General features: G+C 62.5%; 24 protein-coding genes. 21 read left to right on the top strand and 3 right to left on the bottom strand.

Annotated features, from left to right (window positions below; genetic code table 11):
- The first annotated feature begins 163 nt into the window (after nucleotides 1-163).
- Together DM450_RS23435 and DM450_RS23430 are read left to right on the top strand one after the other, a co-directional pair.
- On the top strand, nucleotides 164-391 hold the full coding sequence (locus tag DM450_RS23435; RefSeq protein WP_142639728.1) for a hypothetical protein: 228 nt from the start codon (nucleotides 164-166) through the stop codon (nucleotides 389-391).
- Nucleotides 392-490: 99 nt separating this feature from the next.
- Nucleotides 491-1393 (top strand): lytic transglycosylase domain-containing protein, encoded by a 903-nt coding sequence (locus tag DM450_RS23430; protein WP_260610673.1) that lies wholly within the window; start codon nucleotides 491-493, stop codon nucleotides 1391-1393.
- A gap of 6 nt (nucleotides 1394-1399) precedes the next feature.
- Here DM450_RS23430 and DM450_RS23425 read toward each other — a convergent pair whose 3' ends face one another.
- Together DM450_RS23425 and DM450_RS23420 are read right to left on the bottom strand one after the other, a co-directional pair.
- A complete protein-coding gene (locus DM450_RS23425) occupies nucleotides 1400-1915 on the bottom strand; it encodes a helix-turn-helix domain-containing protein (RefSeq protein WP_142639726.1) in 516 nt (171 codons plus the stop codon).
- A gap of 136 nt (nucleotides 1916-2051) precedes the next feature.
- On the bottom strand, nucleotides 2052-2474 hold the full coding sequence (locus DM450_RS23420) for a hypothetical protein (protein WP_142639724.1): 423 nt from the start codon (nucleotides 2472-2474) through the stop codon (nucleotides 2052-2054).
- A gap of 326 nt (nucleotides 2475-2800) precedes the next feature.
- Between DM450_RS23420 and DM450_RS23415 the strand changes: the two genes are divergently transcribed.
- From DM450_RS23415 to DM450_RS23325, 19 genes are all read left to right on the top strand, one after another.
- Nucleotides 2801-3115, top strand: a complete 315-nt coding sequence (locus DM450_RS23415) for a TrbC/VirB2 family protein (protein WP_142639722.1) — start codon at nucleotides 2801-2803, stop codon at nucleotides 3113-3115.
- 63 nt (nucleotides 3116-3178) lie between these two features.
- The gene (gene traL, locus DM450_RS23410) at nucleotides 3179-3469 is read left to right on the top strand and encodes a type IV conjugative transfer system protein TraL (protein ID WP_142639720.1); all 291 of its coding nucleotides are present in this window, start codon (nucleotides 3179-3181) and stop codon (nucleotides 3467-3469) included.
- Between the two features lies 1 nt (nucleotide 3470).
- Nucleotides 3471-4037 (top strand): type IV conjugative transfer system protein TraE, encoded by a 567-nt coding sequence (locus DM450_RS23405; RefSeq protein ID WP_142639718.1) that lies wholly within the window; start codon nucleotides 3471-3473, stop codon nucleotides 4035-4037.
- Nucleotides 4037-4840, top strand: coding sequence for a type-F conjugative transfer system secretin TraK (locus DM450_RS23400; RefSeq protein ID WP_142639716.1), 804 nt, complete (start codon nucleotides 4037-4039; stop codon nucleotides 4838-4840). The genes DM450_RS23405 and DM450_RS23400 overlap by 1 nt, the downstream gene beginning before the upstream one ends.
- A complete protein-coding gene (locus DM450_RS23395) occupies nucleotides 4837-6138 on the top strand; it encodes a TrbI/VirB10 family protein (protein WP_142639714.1) in 1302 nt (433 codons plus the stop codon). Before DM450_RS23400 ends, DM450_RS23395 begins: the two co-directional genes overlap by 4 nt.
- The gene (locus DM450_RS23390) at nucleotides 6125-6994 is read left to right on the top strand and encodes a DsbC family protein (protein WP_185928857.1); all 870 of its coding nucleotides are present in this window, start codon (nucleotides 6125-6127) and stop codon (nucleotides 6992-6994) included. Before DM450_RS23395 ends, DM450_RS23390 begins: the two co-directional genes overlap by 14 nt.
- 32 nt (nucleotides 6995-7026) lie before the next feature.
- Entirely contained in the window at nucleotides 7027-7737 is a 711-nt protein-coding gene (locus DM450_RS23385; RefSeq protein ID WP_185928856.1) for a TraV family lipoprotein, read from the top strand.
- Nucleotides 7737-10322, top strand: a complete 2586-nt coding sequence (gene traC / locus DM450_RS23380; RefSeq protein ID WP_185928855.1) for a type IV secretion system protein TraC — start codon at nucleotides 7737-7739, stop codon at nucleotides 10320-10322. Before DM450_RS23385 ends, traC begins: the two co-directional genes overlap by 1 nt.
- 2 nt (nucleotides 10323-10324) lie before the next feature.
- Nucleotides 10325-10684, top strand: coding sequence for a hypothetical protein (locus tag DM450_RS23375; protein WP_142639710.1), 360 nt, complete (start codon nucleotides 10325-10327; stop codon nucleotides 10682-10684).
- Nucleotides 10681-11250, top strand: a complete 570-nt coding sequence (locus DM450_RS23370) for a TrbI F-type domain-containing protein (protein ID WP_142639708.1) — start codon at nucleotides 10681-10683, stop codon at nucleotides 11248-11250. Before DM450_RS23375 ends, DM450_RS23370 begins: the two co-directional genes overlap by 4 nt.
- Entirely contained in the window at nucleotides 11234-11755 is a 522-nt protein-coding gene (locus tag DM450_RS23365; RefSeq protein ID WP_142639706.1) for a S26 family signal peptidase, read from the top strand. Before DM450_RS23370 ends, DM450_RS23365 begins: the two co-directional genes overlap by 17 nt.
- 17 nt (nucleotides 11756-11772) lie before the next feature.
- Nucleotides 11773-12399, top strand: coding sequence for a type-F conjugative transfer system protein TraW (gene traW, locus DM450_RS23360; protein ID WP_142639704.1), 627 nt, complete (start codon nucleotides 11773-11775; stop codon nucleotides 12397-12399).
- Entirely contained in the window at nucleotides 12399-12674 is a 276-nt protein-coding gene (locus DM450_RS23355; RefSeq protein ID WP_142639702.1) for a hypothetical protein, read from the top strand. Before traW ends, DM450_RS23355 begins: the two co-directional genes overlap by 1 nt.
- Nucleotides 12671-13684, top strand: coding sequence for a conjugal transfer pilus assembly protein TraU (gene traU / locus DM450_RS23350; RefSeq protein ID WP_142639700.1), 1014 nt, complete (start codon nucleotides 12671-12673; stop codon nucleotides 13682-13684). The genes DM450_RS23355 and traU overlap by 4 nt, the downstream gene beginning before the upstream one ends.
- Before the next feature lie 10 nt (nucleotides 13685-13694).
- On the top strand, nucleotides 13695-14441 hold the full coding sequence (trbC, locus tag DM450_RS23345; RefSeq protein ID WP_142639698.1) for a type-F conjugative transfer system pilin assembly protein TrbC: 747 nt from the start codon (nucleotides 13695-13697) through the stop codon (nucleotides 14439-14441).
- A gap of 29 nt (nucleotides 14442-14470) precedes the next feature.
- Nucleotides 14471-16312, top strand: coding sequence for a conjugal transfer protein TraN (locus tag DM450_RS23340; RefSeq protein WP_142639827.1), 1842 nt, complete (start codon nucleotides 14471-14473; stop codon nucleotides 16310-16312).
- Nucleotides 16284-17201, top strand: a complete 918-nt coding sequence (locus DM450_RS23335) for a conjugal transfer protein TraF (RefSeq protein WP_260610671.1) — start codon at nucleotides 16284-16286, stop codon at nucleotides 17199-17201. The genes DM450_RS23340 and DM450_RS23335 overlap by 29 nt, the downstream gene beginning before the upstream one ends.
- Complete coding sequence (locus DM450_RS23330; protein WP_185928854.1) at nucleotides 17201-18652, top strand: conjugal transfer protein TraH; 1452 nt, start codon at nucleotides 17201-17203, stop codon at nucleotides 18650-18652. The genes DM450_RS23335 and DM450_RS23330 overlap by 1 nt, the downstream gene beginning before the upstream one ends.
- A 19-nt stretch (nucleotides 18653-18671) precedes the next feature.
- Nucleotides 18672-21473, top strand: a complete 2802-nt coding sequence (locus DM450_RS23325) for a conjugal transfer protein TraG N-terminal domain-containing protein (RefSeq protein WP_142639696.1) — start codon at nucleotides 18672-18674, stop codon at nucleotides 21471-21473.
- A 9-nt stretch (nucleotides 21474-21482) separates the two neighbouring features.
- On the opposite strand, the gene DM450_RS23320 is transcribed toward DM450_RS23325, so the two are convergent.
- On the bottom strand, nucleotides 21483-21695 hold the full coding sequence (locus tag DM450_RS23320; RefSeq protein ID WP_142639694.1) for a hypothetical protein: 213 nt from the start codon (nucleotides 21693-21695) through the stop codon (nucleotides 21483-21485).
- Nucleotides 21696-22073: the final 378 nt, after the last annotated feature.

Below are 22073 nucleotides of genomic sequence, written 5' to 3'. Positions count from 1 at the left end.
ATAAATTTGCGCCAGTTCTGATGTGTGAGTTTGCTCGATCTATGAAGCGGATCGGATGACCACAATCTCTAATACTGGATGAACCCATGATTGGCGATGTAGCCAAGACAAGTGCGGCTTCCGAGACCTCGGATGACAACGTTCTTTATGGCATGGCTTGAAGATGAGTCACATCCTCTTGTTCATCTCGCGCCAGGAGCACGAGTATCTTTCGCTTCATGATAACGACGATGCTGCGCTGGAGGCGCTCGTTCGCTATGTCGACGACCATTGGGCGGAAGCGGATCTCCCTGAGGATGCCGCCGATCCTGACCCTCTCATCCGTGTCGAAGCCTGGGTTGGTTCTACCCAGGCGCTCTACTTCATCGCCGAAGCCTCGGTTGGCAGATAACCACCCGGTGCCCAGATTGCCCGCGATGCCCTCGGGTTGACAGCCTTACGGTGAGTACGACCATTGTCTTCGGCACGCTGACGAAACAGGGTTGTTTATATGATGCAACATAACTTCGCGGCGGTCATAGCCGCTCTTGCGCTTGCGCTTCCCGCTCCGGCGCTCGCCAGTGGCGCATCAACGCGTATCGTCGAGATCATTCGCATGGGTTCGAGCGCGCCAGCCGAAATGCAGGAACAGGAAGAAAATTCACAGAAGGCTGCGACTGCAGGTGGTTTTCACCTGCTCGATCTCACGAGGGCGCGGACCAGTGATGCAATGCTGACAAGCTTCGGCGCGTTGGCCGTGGACGGTGACGAGATGACCCAGCGCGATGCACTCGCCCCTTTCTCCGATATCGCAGTACCCGCATGGATGAGGGCGCCCTTGCTTTCCGTGTGGCCGGCAGAGGGGCGCTATATCCCGTCGGACTGCACAACCGTTCCATACCGCCCAGTGGGCTTCCTAGCACACGACATCGAGGATCGTCGTCGCGCCGCTTACACCGCGATGAGTGCGGCGGCATGTGATGCTGGGATTCCAGTTGGCCTATTCGATGCATTGGTCCTGACCGAAAGCGCCTACAATCCGAGAGCAATCTCGCCAAAGCAAGCTTATGGACTTACACAACTCATGCCAGGAACAGCAGGGGATCTTGGTGTCGACCGCTACGATCCGGTCCAGAACCTGCACGGCGGTGCGCGTTATCTTCGCGCGCAACTCGACAGTTTCGGCAAGGTGCACCTCGCACTTGCTGCCTATAATGCGGGACCAGGACGCGTAAAGGGCGGACAAATCCCACCGATCACCGAGACGAAAAACTATGTTCGCAACGTCCTGGGCAAGTGGGCTCGTCTGGCTGGCCACCATCAGGTTCTTCCGAATGGCGAGTTCGCTGGCTCCCCGGCGTTTTCAGCTATACCTACCAGGCCAGCGCGAGCGGCCTCGGTACAGATCTTCTAGTATTCGTCAGATTTCGCGATCCCACCCGATCGCCCGCTCGGCTGCAATCCGTGTGATTTCGCTTACCAATCTCCTCACCACAGCACGTTGCAGCCCGGCGGCCCATTCCGGACGAACATCAGAGCCGTCGATGTGGTCAAACTCTTCAAGCGCGGCAACGAGCTCGACCGGTAGATAGCGAAACACCACTCGCAACAAGGCGATGACCGCGCGATGGCGCGGCGCATCGAGCACGTCGATATCATTGAAGGCCTCGACAACGATGACAGCTTCAAACACGTCAATGTCGAGTGCGGCTAGTAGCGCTTTCAATTCGTCGAAGCTTATGGGCGGGCGGCGAGCCGGATCGCTGTGCAGAAGCAGCCCAAGCCTTGATTTCCCGATACCTGTTCGGTGCTCAAGCGTGCGCAAGCTGACCCGATGAATACGCATGATGCGAAGAATGAGCTCAATATACCCATTCCGGCCGTCGGCCGCTTGCGTGTCGATCGCTGTGTGATCCGGATTGTCCGTTGAGGACATGCGTGGTCCCCTCGCCGCGCCGTCAGAGCTTGCTAACAAAATCATAAATTGCCGATTCTAGCAAGGTGCAGTGACCTCCCGGCAACGACGCCCGCGATAGTCGACGGCGTTGCGATTCACTTTCGGCGAAGGGCAATCATTTTGTGGGCGTGACAGAGCTGCCCGAGTCGCCAAGGCCGACTTTTGGAAGAACGCGCGTTGCACTCTGCTTTACCAGGTAGTCGCAAATCAAAAGCGCGATCGCGTCACTGACAGTCAACGTATCACCGATTGCTCGGGAGAGACGCTTCTTGATTTCAACGAGCGAATCCGCGCTGGTTCGAGAGATATTGAGATGGATGCGAATGTTTCCCCGTGTTGGTAGGGCATCAAGATACTCGCGTAATTCTGCGGGATCGAGGCTCTCGGCCACCGTCAGTTTGTTGATGCGATGCATCAGGAGCTGCGCAAGCGTCTGATAGCGATGCGTCTCATTCGAGTGCAGCCGTATGCCCTCGGTGGTCAGCTTGAAAAGCTCCGCCGATATGTCCAGCGCATAGCTGCGAGAACGGCCCGGCATCGTCAGCTTCCCTCCGAAATGGACACTTCTATCGGGGTGTCGGCCCAATGATCGGCCTTCCCAACAAAGCGACTCGCTTCGAAGCAGATTATCCGATTCGCGCGTGTCCCTAAATCCCGGACATGTTGTCCTGAAACGCTCACCTGCTTGTCCCGCTTTCGCCCATCCACTGTCCGCCATATCGGGACAGTATTAACGGTTCATCGCACATACGGAAAAAAGTTCACGTCCCCGGCAGCCAATGCTGTCCCAGTCGCTCAATCCTCGCAACTCTCCATCGAGGGAGTGGCGAAGAGGCTTCTCCCACTGCCTCGAAAGGGACTGATATGACCGCAATCAAGAAAAAGGCCCGTGGGGAGCTCGTCGTATTGCTTCTCGCGCTGGCGCTCATGACGCTGCTCTGGGCCAGCGCCGCCTATGCAGGTGCCGACACGACCTTCAACACCGCGCTCACCAAGTTCACGGACTTCCTCGAAGGCTCGGGCGGCAAGATCATCACCGTGCTTTCGCTCGCTGGCGGTATCGTCGGCCTGGCTTCCGGGCGCTTCAGCCTCGGCCAGGTGGCTATCCCGGTCGGTGTGGGCGTCGGTGCCGGCACCGGTATTCCGATCGTCACCTCCACGGTCACCGCGACGATCTGATCAACCGACAGCCGTTGCCGGTCGCCGCCAGCCGCGGCGCGCCGGTCAACAGGGGGGTGGTGTATGGCGGCCGACACTTACGTCATTCCGGCGCATCTGGATGATCCCGAGTTGATTGGGCTCTGGACGCTGGATGAGTTCCTCGCGATGGTTCTCCCCTTCGCGTGGGGCGTCCTGACCCAGCATATCCTTATCGGTCTATTTCTGGCGTTTGCTGGCTGGTGGGGGTTGAGAAAGGCGAAGTCCGGGCGCGCGGCCTCCTGGCTGATCCATCTGGCCTACTGGTATTTGCCGGCAGGCTTCCTGGGTCTCCGGGCGACACCACCCTCCTACCTTCGGCTGATGGCAGGCTGACATGGAGCTCGGCTACAGCCACGCCCAAGGCCAGCGCGTGCTCAGACAGCGCAACCTCCTTGCGCTCGCCACGCTGCTTCTCGGCGCCCTCGTCATCATTCTCTTCCTCATCGCTTCGGCCCGCGACCGCGAGATCGTGCTCCAGCCCGTCCTGCGCTCGAACCTGACGGTAAGCAGCGCCGGGGTGTCGAAGGACTATCTCGAGATGATCACGCGCGACGTTGCCGTACTGACCTTGAACCGGTCCCCGCGCAACCTCGAATATTGGATGAACGAGGTACTCGAGATAACCCATGCCGGTTCGCAAGGGGCGGTGAAGGGCGAACTCCTGAAGATTCTCGACGAACAGCGCGGCTCAAGTATTTCGCAGACCTTCACGATCCAGTCGATGAAGGTCGATCCCAAAGCGCTGGTTTCCGAAGTGGCCGGCGAGTTGCAGACGATCGTCGGCAACCGAGTCATCTCGGTCGAGAATCGGCGGTTCCGTTACACCTGGGACTATACCGGACTCAGCCTCAAGCTGGTCGGCTTCGGCATGGTCACCGACAAGCCGGGGGAGAAGAGCTGATGGTCATGTGGGCAATCGGTACGCTTGCGGCAGGCACTGCGCTTTCTTCGCGGTCCTGGTGCCTGATGAGCCGCGGAGCGGGTGCCGTACTGCTGGCGATCGGCACGAGCCTGGCCTTTACCGGGCCAGCATGGGCGGATCAGACGGTGATGGCTGCCGACGGGTCCCGGGTCGATTGTGCGGCATCGTCGCGCGATCTCACCCGCATCAGCCTCGTGGAGGACCAGTTCGCCTCGGTCTCGAAGGTCTCGACTGGCAATCCCGCAGAAGATTTCACTGTGGTCAACGAGCCGGTGCGCGGCGATATCTACCTCTCGGTTCCCGAAGGCTATTCGCGGCCCTCGCTCTCCTTCTTTGCCACATCGAAGCGCGGCTATGTCTACAAGCTCGTTTGCCGCATCGCCGGCGAGGACGCCGTCCAGGTGTTCATCTCCAACCCGGCGATCGCGAGCCAGCGCGCTCCTGCCTCGACGCATGCCCGTGTGGAACCGCGCGAACAGGCTGCGGCTCTGGTGCAAGCGATGTATTCGCAATCGGTCATCGACGGCTACCAGATGCGCCAGTCGGTGCGCAGTCCGGTGCAGGTCGGCACGCTCCGGGTGCAGATGATCGCGGAGTATCGCGGCGCCGAACTCAACGGCCGGGTGCTGCGGATCGAAAATCGCGGGAAGGACGCGGTCGAACTCGATGGTGCAACGATAGCGCCTGCGAGCGCGGTTGCCGTTTCGGTCGCCGAGCCACGCCTGGCGCCCGGCCAGGTGACCACCGCCTATCTCGTCACGCGTACCGGAGAACGGCCATGAACCTGCGCACGCTTTTCTCGCGCGAGCGCAGGCCGCTCGACGCCGCGGACATTTCTCCGGTCGGTGACGATCTTGCGGGCAACGAGGTCGTGCGCCGCAGGCAACGCCTGCTGCTTGGCGGTGCTTCCGGTGTCCTCCTGATCGCATCGGCCTTCTGGATCTTCGACGATGGCGACACGCCCGACGGTGAAACCTCCGGGGCGCAGGACGTCAAGATTGCCACCGACGATATGGTCAACCGCAACATGTCCGAGCGCGAATGGATGGCCGCTTCGGAGAACCGCTTCCAGTCCACCGAGAACCAGCTGAAGTCGGTCAGTATGCAGCAGCAGCGGATCGATCAGCTCGCGCAGCAGGTGGCAGCCCTCCAGGGCCAGAACCAGTCGATGGCCGCCGACGGCCAACGGGTGCTCAGCGCATATCAGCAGGAAAACGAGCAGCTACGCGCGCAGGTGAACGCGGCAAGGGCCGCCCCCTCCTCAGTCACGCCCACACCTGGACCTGCAGCGATGTACGGTTCGGGTTCGCCGGGTACCTATCAGCAGCCTCCGGGAAGCGCAGCTGTTGCCGCCGCGCCCGTGTCTCAGGTGAAGGTAGTGGCCTTTGAGACAGGAGGGGCCGCGCGCGTCGAGCGGGGCAACACGGTCTATTCGGACAGTCCTGACTACCTGCCGCCCAACAGCTTCGCGTCGGCGCGTGTCATCGTCGGCGTCGATGCAGGGGCTGGCGTCAACAGCCAAACCGATCCGCTCCCCGTGGTCCTGCGCATTACAGGTCCGGCCCGTTCGGTCATCCAGAACGGACGTGTGCTGACGACACGGATTGAGGGCTGCTTGGTCAATGGCGCGGCGCGCGGCGACCTTTCGTCCGAGAAGGTCTACGTTAAACTCCAGAAAATGACCTGCGAGCAGCCTGGCGGCCGTGTTGCGGTGTCTGAAGTCAAGGGCTTCATCGCATTCGCTGGAAAGACCGGGGTACGCGGACGTGTCGTGAGCCGCGAAGGCTCCCTCGTCACCCAGGCGTTCCTCGCTGGGCTGGTCGGCGGGTTCGGCCGAGGGTTCAGCGCCAATACGAGTTCCATTCTCTCCGGGACCAACATCTCGACGGACGGCAAGCGGCAACGCCTTTCAACCGGAGAGATCCTTGAGGGCGGGTTCGGCGAGGGGGTCGCGCAAACCGGCGACATGGTCTCGCAATATCTGATCGAGCGCGCCGAACAATATCAGCCGGTGATCGAGATGCCGACTGGCATCGACGTCGAAATCGTTTTCCTGGAGGGCGCCTATGTCCGCAACTGAGCCTCGGCGTCCGCTGCGTCGCTATTTCATTCCCGCTGGGATGGCCGCCGGCGCATTGTTGCTTGCCGGCGTCGGCGTCGCATTTGCGAAGGATCTTGCCTGGCCCGATGGCGACAAGATCGCCGCCCTCCTCAAGGCGCGCCTGCCTAAGACCGAGATCACCAAGGTCGACTGCGCGCGGATCGGTGGCCTTTGTGAGGTCGTTGCTGGCAGCAATCTCTTCTATGTCGATACGTCCGCGCGCTATCTGGTGATCGGCCGTGTCTACGACATGGAATCGCGTCAGGATCTAACCGCTGCGCGCCTCCTCGAACTCAATCCTGCCATGCTGCTCGGCGGCGCGGCCAGCAGTGGGACTTCTGATGGCGAAGATCTCGCAGCTCCCGCGGTCGCTTCGCCAGCGGCGACCGCGCGCGAGCCTATGCGCGCGCGACCGGACCGCGCCCTGTCGCTCACCGGGCTCCCCAAGTCGGGAGCGATCATCTGGGGTAATCTGTCAGGCCCGACGGTCACCGTGTTCAGCGATTTCACATGCGGCTATTGTCGGGCACTCAGCGGCGTACTCACCGAGCTCAATGTGCGCGTCGTTGAGCGGCCGATCTCAATCCTTGGAAGCCGTGCGCTGAGTGAGCGTGTCTACTGCGCGAAGGATCCGGCCCGTGCGCTACGCAGGGCTTACGCCGGCGATACGCTTGAACCGGCAAACTGCGATACCTCAGGCCTTGATGCCAACGAGAAGTTCGCGGCCGCCAACGGCATCGCAGGCACACCGGTCATCGTGCGCAGCGACGGCGCGATGATCGAGGGCTACCGCCCTAAAGACGCGCTTGCCGCCTGGTTGAAGGGAGCGCGGTGATGCGGGTCCGATCGATCGCATTTCGGGCGCGCATGGCAGCGCCTATCCTGGTGCTTGGCCTGCTTGGCGGCTGCTCGATACTTAACGGCAATGTGAAGGGCAATTTCGCCTGCCGTGCGCCCGACGGAACCTGCGCGCCAACCTCGCGTATCGACGATGCAGCTGTCGCGCTGCTGGTGGGAGAGACCGCGGAGGACGTCAGGCCGGCGGCCGCCCGCTGCGTCGGTGGGCAGTGCAACAACGCCGTGGCTAGAGCTGTCAACGCACCGCAGCGCCGATCCGGGGAGAAGGTGCTGCGCATCATGTTCCCATCCTATATCGACGATCTCGGACGCCTCCATGAAGCGAGCGCGATTCATACCGTCGTCGAGAGTGGAGACTGGGTGCCGGCAGGCGAGGTGACGCACGTTCCGGGTGTCATAAGCGGTGCAACACCACGCGTCGCTGCGCCACTTGCCGGTACGGCCATGGCAGCTCCGCCTTTGCGGTACAGCAATACGCTATCAGCCGCAGATGCTGAGATACCGGGGCAGGTCGAGACGAAAACTGTGCGTCCACCTACTTCTGTCGAAGAGGTCCGCGCGAAAGTCGAAGCGGTGCTTGCAAGGCCAACACGCGATTCTGACGCTGAACCGAAGCTGCCGCCCTCCATTCCTTCGCAGGCCGTTTCGCCTGAGGCCAGCGCTACGGGCGCAGTCCCCATACGCGCACCGGGATTGCCGGGCGCCCCGGAGGAGGATTGATGACTGCGCCCGGTCTCTTCAGCGGGATCGTCGAGCGGGTTCTCGGCGTCGACGGCAAGCCCGATACGCGGCCGCCCAGTCACGGCGTTCCAATGCTCGCGCATTGGCTGCCCTATCGTAGTTTCGACCAGAAGACGTCGCTGTTCTTCAACAGCGGGTCGCGGGGTTTCGCAATCGAGGCGGCACCACTGGTCGGCGGAGATGAGCGGACGGCGGAGATCCTGACCCAGTTCTTCTCGGAGGCCATCCCAGCGCAATGCTGCGTCCAGATTCTCCATTGGATGTCTCCCCGGATCGGGGACCGGGTCTCACAATGGTTCGTGCCCCGCTACCGGGCGCGTGGCATCTACGAGCGCATGGCGCGACACCGCGCCGATTATCTGAGCGCTGGCGTCTGGCGATCGCTGTCGGCCGACGCCCCCTTCCATCTTCGCAATCATCGTATCGTGATTTCGGTGAGCGTCCCCGATACCGCATCGGTAACAACCGACGCATTGGTTTCGGTACGAGAGGGCCTCGTTTCGACGCTCCAGTCGATCGACGTACCAACCCGCGTGTTCGATCCCGTCGCGCTCATCGCGCTCATTGACGACATGACATCGCCGACAACGGCGGCGGGTGATGATCCGACCAGCTACAGTCCGTTCGACCCGATCGCGGACCAGGCCGTCCGGCGCGACATCGAACTCAGGATCGAGCCCGACCGGCTCCTGCTGCGTACCGAACGCTTCCGTCCGACGGGTGCGGATGTCGACGGCGCGCCCGAGATCGGCGAAATCTATCCCGACACGTTCGACCTGCGCTCCTTCTCCGTGCGCAACCTGCCGAACCGCTGGGCGCCGTGGGACGTAGCGAGACTGATCGGCGACCTGTTCACGGACAAGCTGCGCATGCCCTGTCCGGTCGCGACCGTGCTTTGTCTTCAATATCCCGACGAACAGGCGTCCGCGAGCAAGGCGGGCTACAAGTTCATGCGGACCACCAGCCTCGCCGATTCCAAGTCGGCACGCTTCCTGCCGCAGCTGCGCGAGCAGTCGCGCGAATGGCAGTATGTCCAGGATGAGCTCCGCCAGGGTCGCAAGCTCGTGCGTTGCTTCTACTCGCTGACCTCGTTCTCGCCCAAGGGACAAGGCGACGCTCATGAGCGTATTGTGAAGTCCGTTTATCGAGCCGCAGGCTGGGATCTCCACGACGATCGCTACCTGCAGATCATGGGCCTGCTCTGCGCCATGCCGATCACGCTTGCTGACGGTCTCGCCCGCGACCTCGAACGCATGAAGCGCATGCGCACCATGCTTACGACCACGGCCTGCAATCTTGCACCGCTGCAGGGGGAGTATCTGGGCGGTCCGATCCCGCATCTCCTGCTGGTCGGCCGGCGCGGACAGCCCTTCTTCTGGTCACCTTTCGAGAACGCCGCCGGCAATCATAATGTCGCAGTGTTCGGCAAGTCGGGCTCGGGCAAGTCGGTTGCGCTTCAGGAACTGTGCGCATCGCTATGCGGCGCCGGGGCGAAAGTGGTGGTGATCGACGACGGACGTTCGTTCGAACATTCTGCGAGACTCCAGGGCGGGGCATTCGTCGAGTTCACGCTTGGCTCGGGCTTCTGCCTCAATCCCTTTGCCATGATCGACGGCGCGCGGGCGGAAGAGGACGAGGACTATCTGCTCGATTGCATGGCGATGCTGAAGGCGATCGTCGCGCAGATGGCCCGCCACATGGACCGGCTGAACGATACCGAGCGGGGGCTGATCGATGGGGCGGTCAACCAGATCTGGAACGAGAAGGGCAGGGCGGGCAGCATCGACGATGTGATCGCCGCGCTCGATGCCACCGGCAACATGCTTGCCGGAGATCTCGCCATCGCCATGCGCCCGTTCTCAAGCGCAGGCACATATGGCCGCTTTTTCAGTGGCGATGTGAGCTTCCAACTCGAGGCCGATTTCACTGTATTTGAGCTTTCCGACCTCGCATCGCGCGAGGAGCTGCGTTCGGTCGTGCTGACCGCGATCATGTTCATGTCTTCCCAGGCGATGCGCCGGATCGACCGCGCGATCCCCAAGGCGCTGCTCCTCGACGAAGCCTGGCAAATGCTGCGTGGCGGCGCCATGGCCGATTTCATCGAGACCTACAGCCGGACATGCCGTAAATATGGCGCGTCGCTCATTACCGCGACCCAATCGCTCAACGACTATTACAAGTCGGACGGATCGAAGGCCGCGCTCGAAAACAGCGACTGGTTCGTCATCCTTCAGCAGAAGCCGGAAACCATCGCCGATTTCAAGAAGCACGACCGCTTCGACATGGATGGCCATACCGACGCGCTGCTCCGCTCGTTGAAACGCAACGGCACGGAATATTCCGACATCATGATCAAAGGCCCGGACACGCTGGCGCTGGGCCGGCTCGTGCTCGATCCCTTCTCTGCTGCGGTCTATTCGTCGAGCCCCCGCACTTTCGCGGCGATCGAGGCAGGCGTGCGTGATGGCCTCACGATCGAGGAAGCAATCGAACGGTTGCTAGAACCGGCGACAGAAGCAAACGGACAGGAGGCGAGCGGCGGGGTTCCGCTCGCAGCGGAATAGCCATGCCGGTCCCCGAACGCATCGTGCTGCACCGCCACCGTCCTCCCCGGCATCGCCGGGCATTGAATTGGCAAGCGCTGATTTATCATGGACTTCGCACGGCAGGATGGGCTGCGACCAACATGCTCGTCGTCCTCGGCCTGTTCGTCTGCTTCCTGGCTTTGCTCGGCAATCTCAGCTTCGATGGCTTCTTCCTCCAGCTGCACAATCTTTCGGCGCGCTATCTCGAGGCCGGTGCACGGCGGCAAGTCTCGTTCCAACTGCTGCTGGTCGGCCTGACTGCCGTTCTGCTCCTGATCGTCAGCGTGCTCCGCTGGCACAACCTGCGGCAATCCGAGTCCTCGGGGGGAGAGACAACATGACCGATCTTTCACGCGAACCTGAGCTCGATCTCCCACGCCCTGCCGGCACTGAGCAGCCGCGCAAGCGCCGAGCCGCGTTTGCAGGTCTTTCGGTGCTGCAGCTCGCAGCCCTGGCGATCCTCCTTGCCACTCTCGCCTGGGGCATGTGGGTAACGCGCTCCTTGCTCTCACCGCCAGCGCAACAGCGCATCGTGGCGGTAAAACTGTCCGGTCTTGTCGGCGAGTATATCCAGGCGCAGGCCCGTAGCGCGTCGCCGCCCGAGCAGGTCGAGCACGAGATGCGTGCCTTCATGGCATCGCTCGATGGCCAGATGGCAGCGCGCGCCGCCAAGGGCGAGACGGTTCTGGTCGCGGAAGCGGTCCTCACGCGCAATGTCCCGGATATCACCGATGAAGTGCGAAGGGCGGTTTATGCGAGCGGCATCGCAATTCCGCGTCCTGCCTCTCCCGCCGAACTCCAGGCCAGGATAGGTGGTGGCTCTCCCGCTCCCGGACCGGCTGCACCGCAAACCGGACCCACAACGGCCTCACCTTTCGGGAGCGCGTCCGATGGCCCCGCCAACTGAAACCCGCAGACCGGTCAGGCAGCGCTGGCTGCTGCTCGGCCTCATTGGGATTGGCGGCATCGCCGCGAGCGCGCTGTCGTCCTGGCGTGAGGACCACGCACTATTCATCAACGCTTCTGAATCCCTGCCCAACTGGGCCTTCACCATCGATCGGGGCAGGGCACCCAAGCGCGGCGATTATCTCTTCTTCGTCCCGCCCGCGAACGCGCTCGTGCGCGCGCATTTCGGCGAGAACCCAGGCGCGTTCGGCAAGATCGTCTATGGCATGGCCGGCGACACGATCGAGCATCGAGGCGCAGAAGTGCTGGTGAACGGGCACCTCGTTGGCACGATGAAGGAAGTGACGCGGCGGGGCGAGAAGCTGACACCCGGGCCGATCGGCACGGTGCCGGACGGCTGCTATTTCGTCGGAACTCCGCATCCCGACAGCTTCGACAGCCGTTACGGTGAAATCGGGTTCATCTGCCGCCCGCAAATCCTCGGCACCGGGGAGGCGGTACTGTGAGGGCTCCTGTCCTTCGCATGGTCGGGACAGGCCTTCTCGTCGCCGTCGGCGCCACCGCGTCCACCCAGGCGCGCGACTATGGAACGCAGGCGCAAGCCTTTCCAATCATCGAACCCGACCTGCTGGCGACGATCGAGGCTCGCTTGGCCCGGCTCCAGTCATCGGGCCAAATCGACGCGCTCAATCAACAGTTCGCGCGACGCGTCGAGCAATCCGTGCGTCGGCCGAAGCCAGTCGCCGGCATCACACGCGCGACGCGGGAGCGCAGCTGGCAATTCGATCCGGCGATGGTCGTCGAGCGGGACATCCGCGACCAGAAGGGCAATCTCATCGCAGCCGCGGGGCAGCGCGTGAACCCGCTCGATTTCGTGACGGTGCGCCAGGCACTCGTCTTCGTCGATGGCGACGATGCCAGACAGATGGCGTGGGCGACCGGGCGCTGGAATGCGACGGATGCCAAGATCATTCTCGTTGCCGGTTCCCCCATCGATGAGATGACCAACCGCAAGCGCCGCTTCTATTTCGATCAGAATGGTGTGCTCACCGAGCGGTTCGGCATTCGCCACACGCCGGCGGTCGTGAGCCAGCAAGGCAAGGTCATGCAAGTGCGCGAGCATGTCCTGGCGCGGCAGGGGGCGAAGTGATGCCGCTCTGGCTCGACATGCTGCGCACGCCGATGGCAGCGCCCGAGACAAGGATGCTCCGCCGCAGGCGCCACTTGTGGCAGCTGCTGTGCATCGCGCTTGCGGCCTCGATCCTCTGCTTGCGACCGCTTCGTTCGCTCGCAGGCAATACTGCGGGTCTCGTTTGTGCCGTGCTGCTGCTCGCCGTGCTTCTTTGCGGCATCCGCTACTTCCGGGCGAAGAGTGCCGCCGATGATGCCTGGCTTGCAGGTGGCCATGGGGAGGTCGAGCGGTGAAACCGTTCCGCCTCCTCGCCGCCATCCTGGCCCTGTTCGGGTCGGTCGCGCTCCTTCCGGCGCGCGCGGAAGCGGCCGGATGCTCGGGCAAGTTCGTCAATCCGGTGACCGACGTTTGCTGGTCCTGCCTTTTCCCGCTCTCCGTGGGTGGTCTCAAGATCTGGCCCAGTGGTCGGCCGGACACGAACAACCCGGCGTCGCCGATTTGCGCCTGCGCCGACCCGCTGCCGCGCATCGGGATCTCGGTCGGCTTCTGGGAGCCGGTCCGGCTCGCCGACGTGACGATGAAGCCGTGGTGCTTCGTCAATCTCGGCGGCAAGAAGATCGCGCCCGGTTTCGACATCGGCCAGGGCATGCTCGCGGGGCCGAGCCAGGTCGGCGGCAAGAGCCAGAACACCGCCAAATGGCACGTTCATTGGTACGTTTACCCCCTCTTGTACTGGATGGAGATTCTCACAGATTTCCTCTGCTTCGAGCAGGCAAGCTTCGACATCGCCTACATGACCGAGATCGATCCGCTCTGGCAGGACGATACGCTGACCGCGCTCATCAACCCCGAGGCTGTGGTCTTCGCCAACCCGCTTGCAGTCGCTGCCTGCGCCGGGGATTGCGTCGCAGGCACTGTGGGCCTGCCGCTCGATTCCCTGTTCTGGTGCGCAGGCTGTCAGGGCACGATGTACCCGCTCAACGGGAATATCCCCTCGCATATCGGCCATGTGCAGTCCTCAAGGCTCGCACTGTCGCGCTTCTCCTACAAGATGCACCGCATGGGTCTTGCCTGGGGCACGATGGGCTCGAAGGGCCTGTGCAAGAAATACCTCATGCCGATCATGAGGAAGCAGCAATACCGGTTCCAGATGACGAACCCGATCCCGACCGTCTCGGGACGTTACGCCTGCTCGCCAATAGGGGCGTCGACCATGCCGCCCGATGCGGGGCGGGCCTATCCCGCGGCGGGCGAGGACATGGGCTACCTCGTCTGGCGCAAGCGCAACTGCTGCGTGCTTTAGGGAGGGAGCGATGCGTACCATCCTTGTTGCATCGATCGCTCTGGCCGGTCTCGCCGGTGGCGCCGCGTTGTGGGCGCAGACCGCGGGCGACCTCGATGTCGAGGCGGTCAAGACACGCGCAGCCGCCATGGCGGCTGACGCTGAAGCCTTCGTCGCGCATGTAAAAGATCGCGGCGACGCCCTCCGGGAAGAGGCGACATCAACAGCCGATGCAGGCCGTGAGAATCTGAAGCGGCTCTCGCCTGCCGATCTGCCCGCAGGCCCCAAAGGCGCTGTCGATTTCGACGAGCTGGTCGCAGGCGCGGTCGGCAATCTCGACGCGCCGCGGGGGCAGGCGCCGCAGTTCATTGCCTTTGCAAGCCTGTCCATGCCTGAGAAATCGCTGAAGCGGATGATCGCCGACGTCTCGCGCGCGGGCGGCGTCGTGGTGTTCCGGGGCTTCCCCGATAATTCGATGAAGGCGTTCCAGTCAGCGATCGCGCGCATCGTAGAGGACAAGGCCGATCATGCGAGCATCGGCATCGACCCGCGCCTGTTCCGGGCATTCGATATCCAGGCGGTCCCGACTTATGTCGCCGTCGGCTCCGATTTCGACCTGTGCGAGGGCTTTCGCTGCAAGACCGTCGTCCCGCCCAGTGACCGCCTAACCGGCAATGTCACGGTCGAATATGCGCTCGCTTCCTTCGCCGAGGGCGGCGGCCCCGGTGCGAAGGTGGCGGCCGTCGCGCTCGGCAATCTTCGGAAGACGCATCCGTGAGGCGGGGCATCGCCACGCTGACGGCAGCCATGCTGGCAACGGCAGCTCCGGCGCTGGCCCAGGAGACGACGGCCGATGCACGCGCCGAGGGCAAGGCGATGGCCGAAGCCTTCCGGCAGGACGGGTCGCTCGTTCCCAACACCGAAGGTCAGGCATTGGAGATTCCGGGCTATCAGGGAACGACGCTGCCGCAGTCCACCTATTTCGACGATCCGGACAAGATGGTGTCCGAAGCGTCGGCGCAGACCTCGTCGCACGAAGGATATCAGACGATCATCGAGGGCGATCGCGTCCGCCCGAAATTCGATGCCGCCGAGATCAAGGCGGATATCGCACGCGGTCGCGCGATCGAGGATGACCCGCAAGCCTATCTCGACGGCGAGGACATCAGCGGCGGGCAGGGGAGCTGCATACCGCTGCCGCCGAGCCAGTTGCCGGAAGGGTGGTATGAGGCGAGCTGCAATATCGGCACCAAGCTCAACGAGCAGACCCGTTCGTGCACGATCCCGCTGAACGTGGTCGTCGAGAAACGCGAGACCTATACCTATTGGACCGGCCGCATGAGCACGATGCCCACGGACGGCGGCGTCTATCCCGCGCGAGCGGCATTCGACGACGAGGTCGCGAGCGGAATCTGCCAGGAAACGCGAGCGATCGACTATTGCAGTAATTTCGGGCCGTTCGGGTTCACGCCGGCATCGTCCTGCCCATCGCTCGGCCACACTGCCTACGAACTCAAATGCAGCGCGCCCGCGCAAGGGATTTCGCCCGGCTACTATCATCCGGGGATTGTGCTCGCGACCGGCGAATACTGGCTGTCCAGGGAAGAGGAAGCTTCGACCATCACCGCCACGCGCAACGAGGGGGCCTGCGCACCCTTCGCGGGTGACAGCATGTGCGTCCAGCAGGAGGAGGTCTGCAGCTCGAGCGACCCCGTGACACGCATCGTCGACGGCGTGCCGGTTACGCAGCCCTGCTGGGCATGGAACCGGAGCTATCTGTGCCACACCGCTTCCGCGGGCAACGACTGTTCGTCGCTTGAGGCCAACGCTCAGTGCACGTTCGTGAGGGAGGAATGCCTGGACGACGACGAGAGCTCTCCGGGCTGCGAGGTGCGCGAGCGCGTCTACCGCTGTCCTGTGCCGGGCTCGGGCGGCGACGCCGACGAAAAGCAGTATATCTGCGGCGACGACGTCTACTGCCTGAACGGCGAGTGCGAAACCATCGAGCGCGAGGCCTCGACCGAGCTCAAGGACGCGCTGGTCGCTCTGCACGCGATCGGCCAGGCAGGCAAGGAGTTCAATCCCGATGAATTGACGGTATTCAGCGGCGAGCGCGAAACCTGCCACAAGCCGGTGTTCGGCCTCATCAACTGCTGCGCCGGCAAAGTATCGGGCGTACTCACTGTCGGCGCCGGAGCGGCCGCGCTCGCCGGCGGACCGGCTGCGATAGCGGCGCTTGCGACGCCATTCCTCACGCTGTTCGCCTGCTCCACCCAGGAGAAGATGCTCGATATCAAGGATCGCATGGGATTTTGCTACCGGGTCGGCAGCTATTGCTCGAGCAGCTTTCTCGGCATCTGCAAGACCAGGCGCACGGCCTATTGCTGCTTTGAAAGCAAGCTGTCGCGCATCCTTCAGGAGCAGGGCCGTCTCCAGCTCGGCAAGCCCTGGGGCAAGCCTAAGACCGAGCAATGCCGCGGATTTTCGATCCACGAATTCGCCAGTCTCGACCTGTCGAAGATGGATTTCACCGAAGTCTACGCCGAGTTCATCGACGCGGCGAAGCTACCCGATGAAGTCCAGACCATGTCCGACATCCAGAAGAAGATAGAGGAATATTATGCCCGATCCGCTCCTGGCGGCGGCTGATCCGCGCCGCACTTCGCCGCTTCGCACCTCCGGCGTCTTCCGGCGCCGGCACTCCGCTTCCCGCAGGGTCGGGGTATCGCGCGCGCCTGTTCCAGCCCTGCTGGCTGCATTGGCGATTGCCGTTACGGCGTTCACTTCCGGCCAAGAGGCTATTGCTGGCGAGGAAGGCGGGCCACAATCTGTCGGCGATCCCTTCTATTGCGGCGAACGGCGGCTCGGCACATGGTTCTATTGTGATCCCGCGCGGCGGGCACCGAAAGACAATCCGGTGTCCCCGCCGGTGCCGGCGGCCGAACGGCTCGCGGCTGTTAGGGCCACGCTTGATGAGCTGAAGGCACGCGCGATCCTCGATCCGAGCGAAGAGAATGTCGTCGCCTATGTCCGCTTCCAGCGCGAGCAGCTGGACCGCGCTTCGACCTTCTCCGACGTCTGGCAGCGGGCGATCTGGCAGCATCCGGATATGGATTACACGTTGCAACGCCCGGTCTCGACATTGGGCAAGCGGACATGGATCGATAACCGCAAGGCGGACCGCGACGCGGTGCTGACCCGTCTCGGCGAGCGTTATGGCCTCTTCTATTTCTACGCGCAGAGCTGCGCCGCCTGCGATGTCGCCGGACCAATTCTGCGTTCGGTCGCGGACAGCCACCGTCTGACGGTTATGGCCGTGTCGATGGACGGCGGACCATCGAAGGATTTTCCCCACTATCTCGTCGACAGCGGTCAACGAGAGCGCATGGGCATCCCCGGCAAGGAAACGCCGGCGCTCGTCCTGTTCGACACGGTGACGAAGCGGACGATCCCCGTGGGCTATGGCATCCTCTCGGCCGACGAGATCATGGACCGCATCTTCACGCTCACCAACACGACTGTGGGGAGTGATTTCTGATGAGCCGTTCTCTTCGCTCCCGAATCCGGTCCGCGGCATCTGCGGCCGCCCTTCTTGCCTCGCTTCATCTCGCTGTGCCGGCGGCGCATGCCGGTGTGGCGAGCGAGATGAACGCTTTCTTCAACGACGCTGGTGGCGCGGCCAACGTCACCGGGCCCAGCGCCTTCGAAGGCCAGTCGGCGGGCTACTATTCGCTTGGCAATCTGTGGACGCGCTTTCCCCAGAAGTCGGTTTCGCCGTTCAACCTGCAGCTGCCATCGGCCCGGGCGGGCTGCGGCGGCATCGATCTCTTCTCGGGCAGCTTCTCCTTCATCAACACGTCCGAGATCGTCGCCATGCTGAAGGCGACCGCGAACAATGCGCTCGGCTTCGCCTTCAAGCTCGCGATCGATTCCATTAGTCCAGAGATCGGCAAGGTGATGGACGAGTTCGCGCAGAAAGCTCAACTCCTGAACCAGATGAACATTTCGAGTTGCGAGACGGCGCAGGCTCTGGTCGGCGGCATTTGGCCGCAAATGGATACGACCCGCGCAACGATTTGTGAGGCGGTTGGGAACAGCCAGGGCATATTCTCTGATTGGGCGGCCGCCCGGCAGAACTGCAACAACGGCAACCGGCGGGATTCGACGATCGCGGCCAACAGCGATCCGGCGATGAAGGACCAGCTCGTCGGCGAGCCGCACAACTATACCTGGGAGGCGCTCCGCAAGTCGCAAAAGTTCGGCGCGTTCGACAAGGAATTCAGCGAATACATCATGACGCTTGTAGGAACCGTCGTGACGCGACCTTCGACCGATCCAAGTGTCGGGGGCCAGGTGACGATGGTCGGACCAGCGGAAGAAGCGGTCGTGACCGCGTTGCTGGACGGCACATCAGGCGGCGCAACGGTCAATATCCTGCGCTGCGATGAAGAGACGCTATGTCTCAACATCTCGACCCAGACCCTCTCGATCCCTGAGAGCGCTGCGCTGCGCCCGCGCATCGCCGCAATGATCAAGGACATCGCGACGAAGATCCGCACCGATGTGGCGATCGACGCAGCCGAGAAGCAATTGCTCAATATGTCGAGCATCCCGCTCTTCAAGATCCTCGCGGTGCAGTCTGCCGCGCGCTACACACTGACCGATGGTGAGATCCAGACGCTCGCCGAGATCGTCTCGGTCGATATCCTCAATGCCATGATCGACAATATGCTCGATCGCGTCGAGCAGGCGAAGATCCATTATCAGACCTTCGACCAGGAAACCGCGGCGCAGTGGCGCCAGCAGATCGCGGCCACGCGCCAGAAGTTTCAGCAGCGCGGCGTACGGCTCGATCAAAAACTGCAAGTGACGATGCAGATCATCGATCGCTCGATCATGCTGGAATCGACGCTTCAGAACACGATGACGCCGGGGATGTCGGCCGCGCTCAACTTCTCCCGCGGGCTCAGCGCGCAGGGCCTCCAATAGCGGGAAAGGAAGGCCGGCCATGCTCGAAGTCTTCACGATCGGCGGCGGCGAATACATCGTCAACACGTTCAACGCGGTTGCGGCCTGGGCTGGAGGAGGCGGCTACCGGTCGATGCTGCGCGTCGTCATGGTGATGGGCCTCATCTACTCCCTGCTCGTAGTGGCGTTCAACCTTGACTGGCGGGCATGGCTGAACTGGTTCCTGCAAGCGACCGCGATCTACATGTGCCTGATGGTGCCCACCGTCGGCATCAAGGTGACGGACCGCCTCAATCCCTCGTTGGCACCGGCGACGATCGATAATGTTCCGATCGGGCTCGGCGTAATCGCCAGCTTCACAAGCCAGGTAGGTGACTATCTGACCCGCACCGCCGAGACGGTGTTCGTCATGCCGACATCGCTCAATTATACCACCAACGGCATGGTCTATGGCGCGCGGCTGTTCGATGCGACGCGCAATTTGCGTATCCGCGATGCCGAGTTCTCGACCAACCTTGAGGAGCATTTCAAAGCCTGCGTTTTCTATGACGTGATGCTCGGCTTCAAGTCGATGACCGATCTCGCCGATGCCTCCGATCTGTGGACGGCAATCGGGCCTGGTTCGCCCGCCCGGTCGCAGATCTGGATTACACGTATTTCCGGCGGCGGCGTCGAGAGCCACATCCGCACCTGCAGCGACGCCTATGCGGCACTTGACGCGCAGTGGACGCCGATGATCGAGGCCAACCTACCGATCTGGGGCAAGGAACTCTACCCGAAGCTGAGCAATGCGCTTGCCGCCCAGAAGCTGCGCGACGACGTGCCCGTGATCAACCAGGCCTTCACCGGAACCGCGGGCGGCCATGTCAGCATCCTGCGCCAAAACACTGCGATCAACGCGTTCATGCAGGCACGCAATTCGATGTCGGGAAGCACCGGCGCGGCGGCGATCGACACGTTCGCCATGACACGGGCCGATATTCAGGCGCGCAACACCTATGGCTCGATCGCCCAGCAAGCAATGAGTTGGGTTCCGATCCTCAACGTCGTGCTGACGGTCGTCTTCTTCGCGATGTTCCCAGTCATCTTTCCGCTGTTCCTGATGCCGCGGACCGGCGTGCCAACCCTCAAAGGATACACGGCGGGATTCTTCTATCTCGCCGCCTGGGGTCCGCTCTATGTCGTGCTGCACATGATCATCATGAGCCGGGCAACCGGTTCGGCCACTGCGATGGCGCCCAGCGGCGTGACGCTCTCGACTTATGCCGGCATCGGGGCGGTCAATGAGGAAACCGCAACCATCGCGGGCTTCCTCCTGATGAGCGTGCCGTTCCTTGCAGCGGGGATGGCGCGCGGCGCCATGGGGATCGCAAGCCATTCGATGGCGATGCTGGCCCCCGCTCAAAACGCGGCCGAAGCGGCGGCGCTTGAGCAGACGACGGGGAACTACTCTTATGGAAATGTCAGCTACGCCAACAGCTCGGCCAATATGCGTCAGTCCGATCAGTGGTCGACGGCGCCGAGCTACATGGCTGGCATCCCGAGATTGGATTATCGGGCCGACAACGGCGCGATCATCTCGAGCTACGGCAACGGCCAGGAGGTCATCGACACGACAGGGGCCATCTCGCGGCTTGCGTTCACGCCGACCATGTCGACGAACAGCGTCGCCGAGATGCGCGAAGTCGCCTCCGAAGCAAGGAGGCAGGCCGAGGCCTATCGTAACACGGCAAGCACGCTCCTTACCGCCACTGATCGCGACGCATCGGTTCACACGCGCTCCAGCGAAACAACGTCAGGCGTCGAAAGTGCCAGCGGGTCGCAGTCGGCCACATCCGTCGATCGTTTCGATCGTCGGACCGCGAATACATCGGAAGGCATTGAGCAGTCTAATGCGGATAGTGATCGCTTCTCTGTGGCGAACAACAGGGGGCGGCAAGCCATAGTTCAACAATCGGTCGAAGGTCAGGCCGGTGCTGGACTAGGGGGTCGCGGGCGGGCTGGTGGCGGCAGCGGTGGTCCGTTTTCTGGCTCGTTGGGAGCGAGCACCTCCGCGCGCGGAACGCAGCAATCGGATTTGAGCCACTCGACCAACCGTAATATCTCCAGCGAGGATCGTAGTTCCTCATCCAGCAGCTTTCGTGATGATCATGCGAGTGGGACGAGCGCCAGCGAGTCCGCTGGTACCTACGATCGCTCGGGCAGTTTCAGCCGGTCTTCGGTCACGGACTCAAGCGCGAGGATTTCCGAAGAGAGCCTTGCGCTGGCCCAGTCCTACCAACGGTCGGCCGAAAAGCTCGATGAGATCGCCCAGTCCCTATCGCGTGACGCCAGCTATGCCGAATCGCATGGGCTCAATCTCAGCGAGAACCTGAGCCAGGACCTGGCCCAATGGTATCGGGCGGAGCAGGCGCGCAACCCCGCGATCAATGTTCCCGACCTCTGGGCCACTGATTTGTCGGCGCATGATCGCGCCACGCGCAGCGCGATGATCGAAAGGTGGATGGACGATCGCCTCGAGACCATTCGCGAAGAGATCCGGTCGGAAATTCATGAGCCGAACCTTGTGTCCGTTCAACGTCCCGATGTCGCGTCAGAAAGCGACGTCCGCGGTCACTACGCGCCTTCAGGAGGTGGACGGCGACCCTCGGGTCCGGGGGGCGGAAACGATCCCGGTGCGGCTGCGGCGATCATCGATCAAGGTCGCAAGGAGATCGACGAAGGTCGCGCCGCCGCACAGACAGGAAGGGCGGTCAACAGGCAAGGAGGTTCGCGTGCAAGGTCGGAAGTATCGGACAGTCAGAATGTCGGCTTCTTCAACGATCCCAAACTACGCGACTAACGAATGCACTCAAATGATAGCCGAGACGAACGCAAAAAAGGCAAGAATGCCAATGGCAAAAGCGAGTCCGAGGACAACCTGCCACGTCGTCGGCACGGCACTAGGCGCATCCACGGAATCATCCGCCGGCAGGTACTCAGCCCAGTCAACTTTCGTAGCATGCACTGCACCCGCAGGTGAGTCCTTAGTTGCGTTGTAGGTGTCCCAATCGAACCGGCTCATCGAACTGCCTCCTGGCCTGAACATAGCACGAACAAGGATGCTTTCAAAGCAATTGGGACACACGCGAAGCACTTTATCTGGACCGGAGGAAATGTGACAAACCGAAAGAGATCAGAACTCGAGAAGTTGCTGTCCGATCCGGCGACAAGTTTCTGGCTCAAGGCCGCGCTGCGTTCCGCGCTGACGCGAGACCCTCTGGATGCCGAGCGGGATGCCGGAACGCTTTACCTCGTATTGCGCTGTCGGGCCGAACAGGCGCTGACGGGCGAGGTCACGCCGCTTCAGACTTGCCCTTATGTGCGGGGCAATGTGAGAGCCGATCGCAATGGGTGAAGCACTCCTGTTCGCTCACGCGGGAAAACCGCCGACAAAACGTTG

The sequence above is a fragment of the Sphingomonas sp. IC081 genome (assembly GCF_006874585.1).
In the GTDB taxonomy this organism is placed as follows: Bacteria; Pseudomonadota; Alphaproteobacteria; order Sphingomonadales; family Sphingomonadaceae; genus Novosphingobium.
This window is presented reverse-complemented; position numbering and strand designations above follow the sequence as displayed.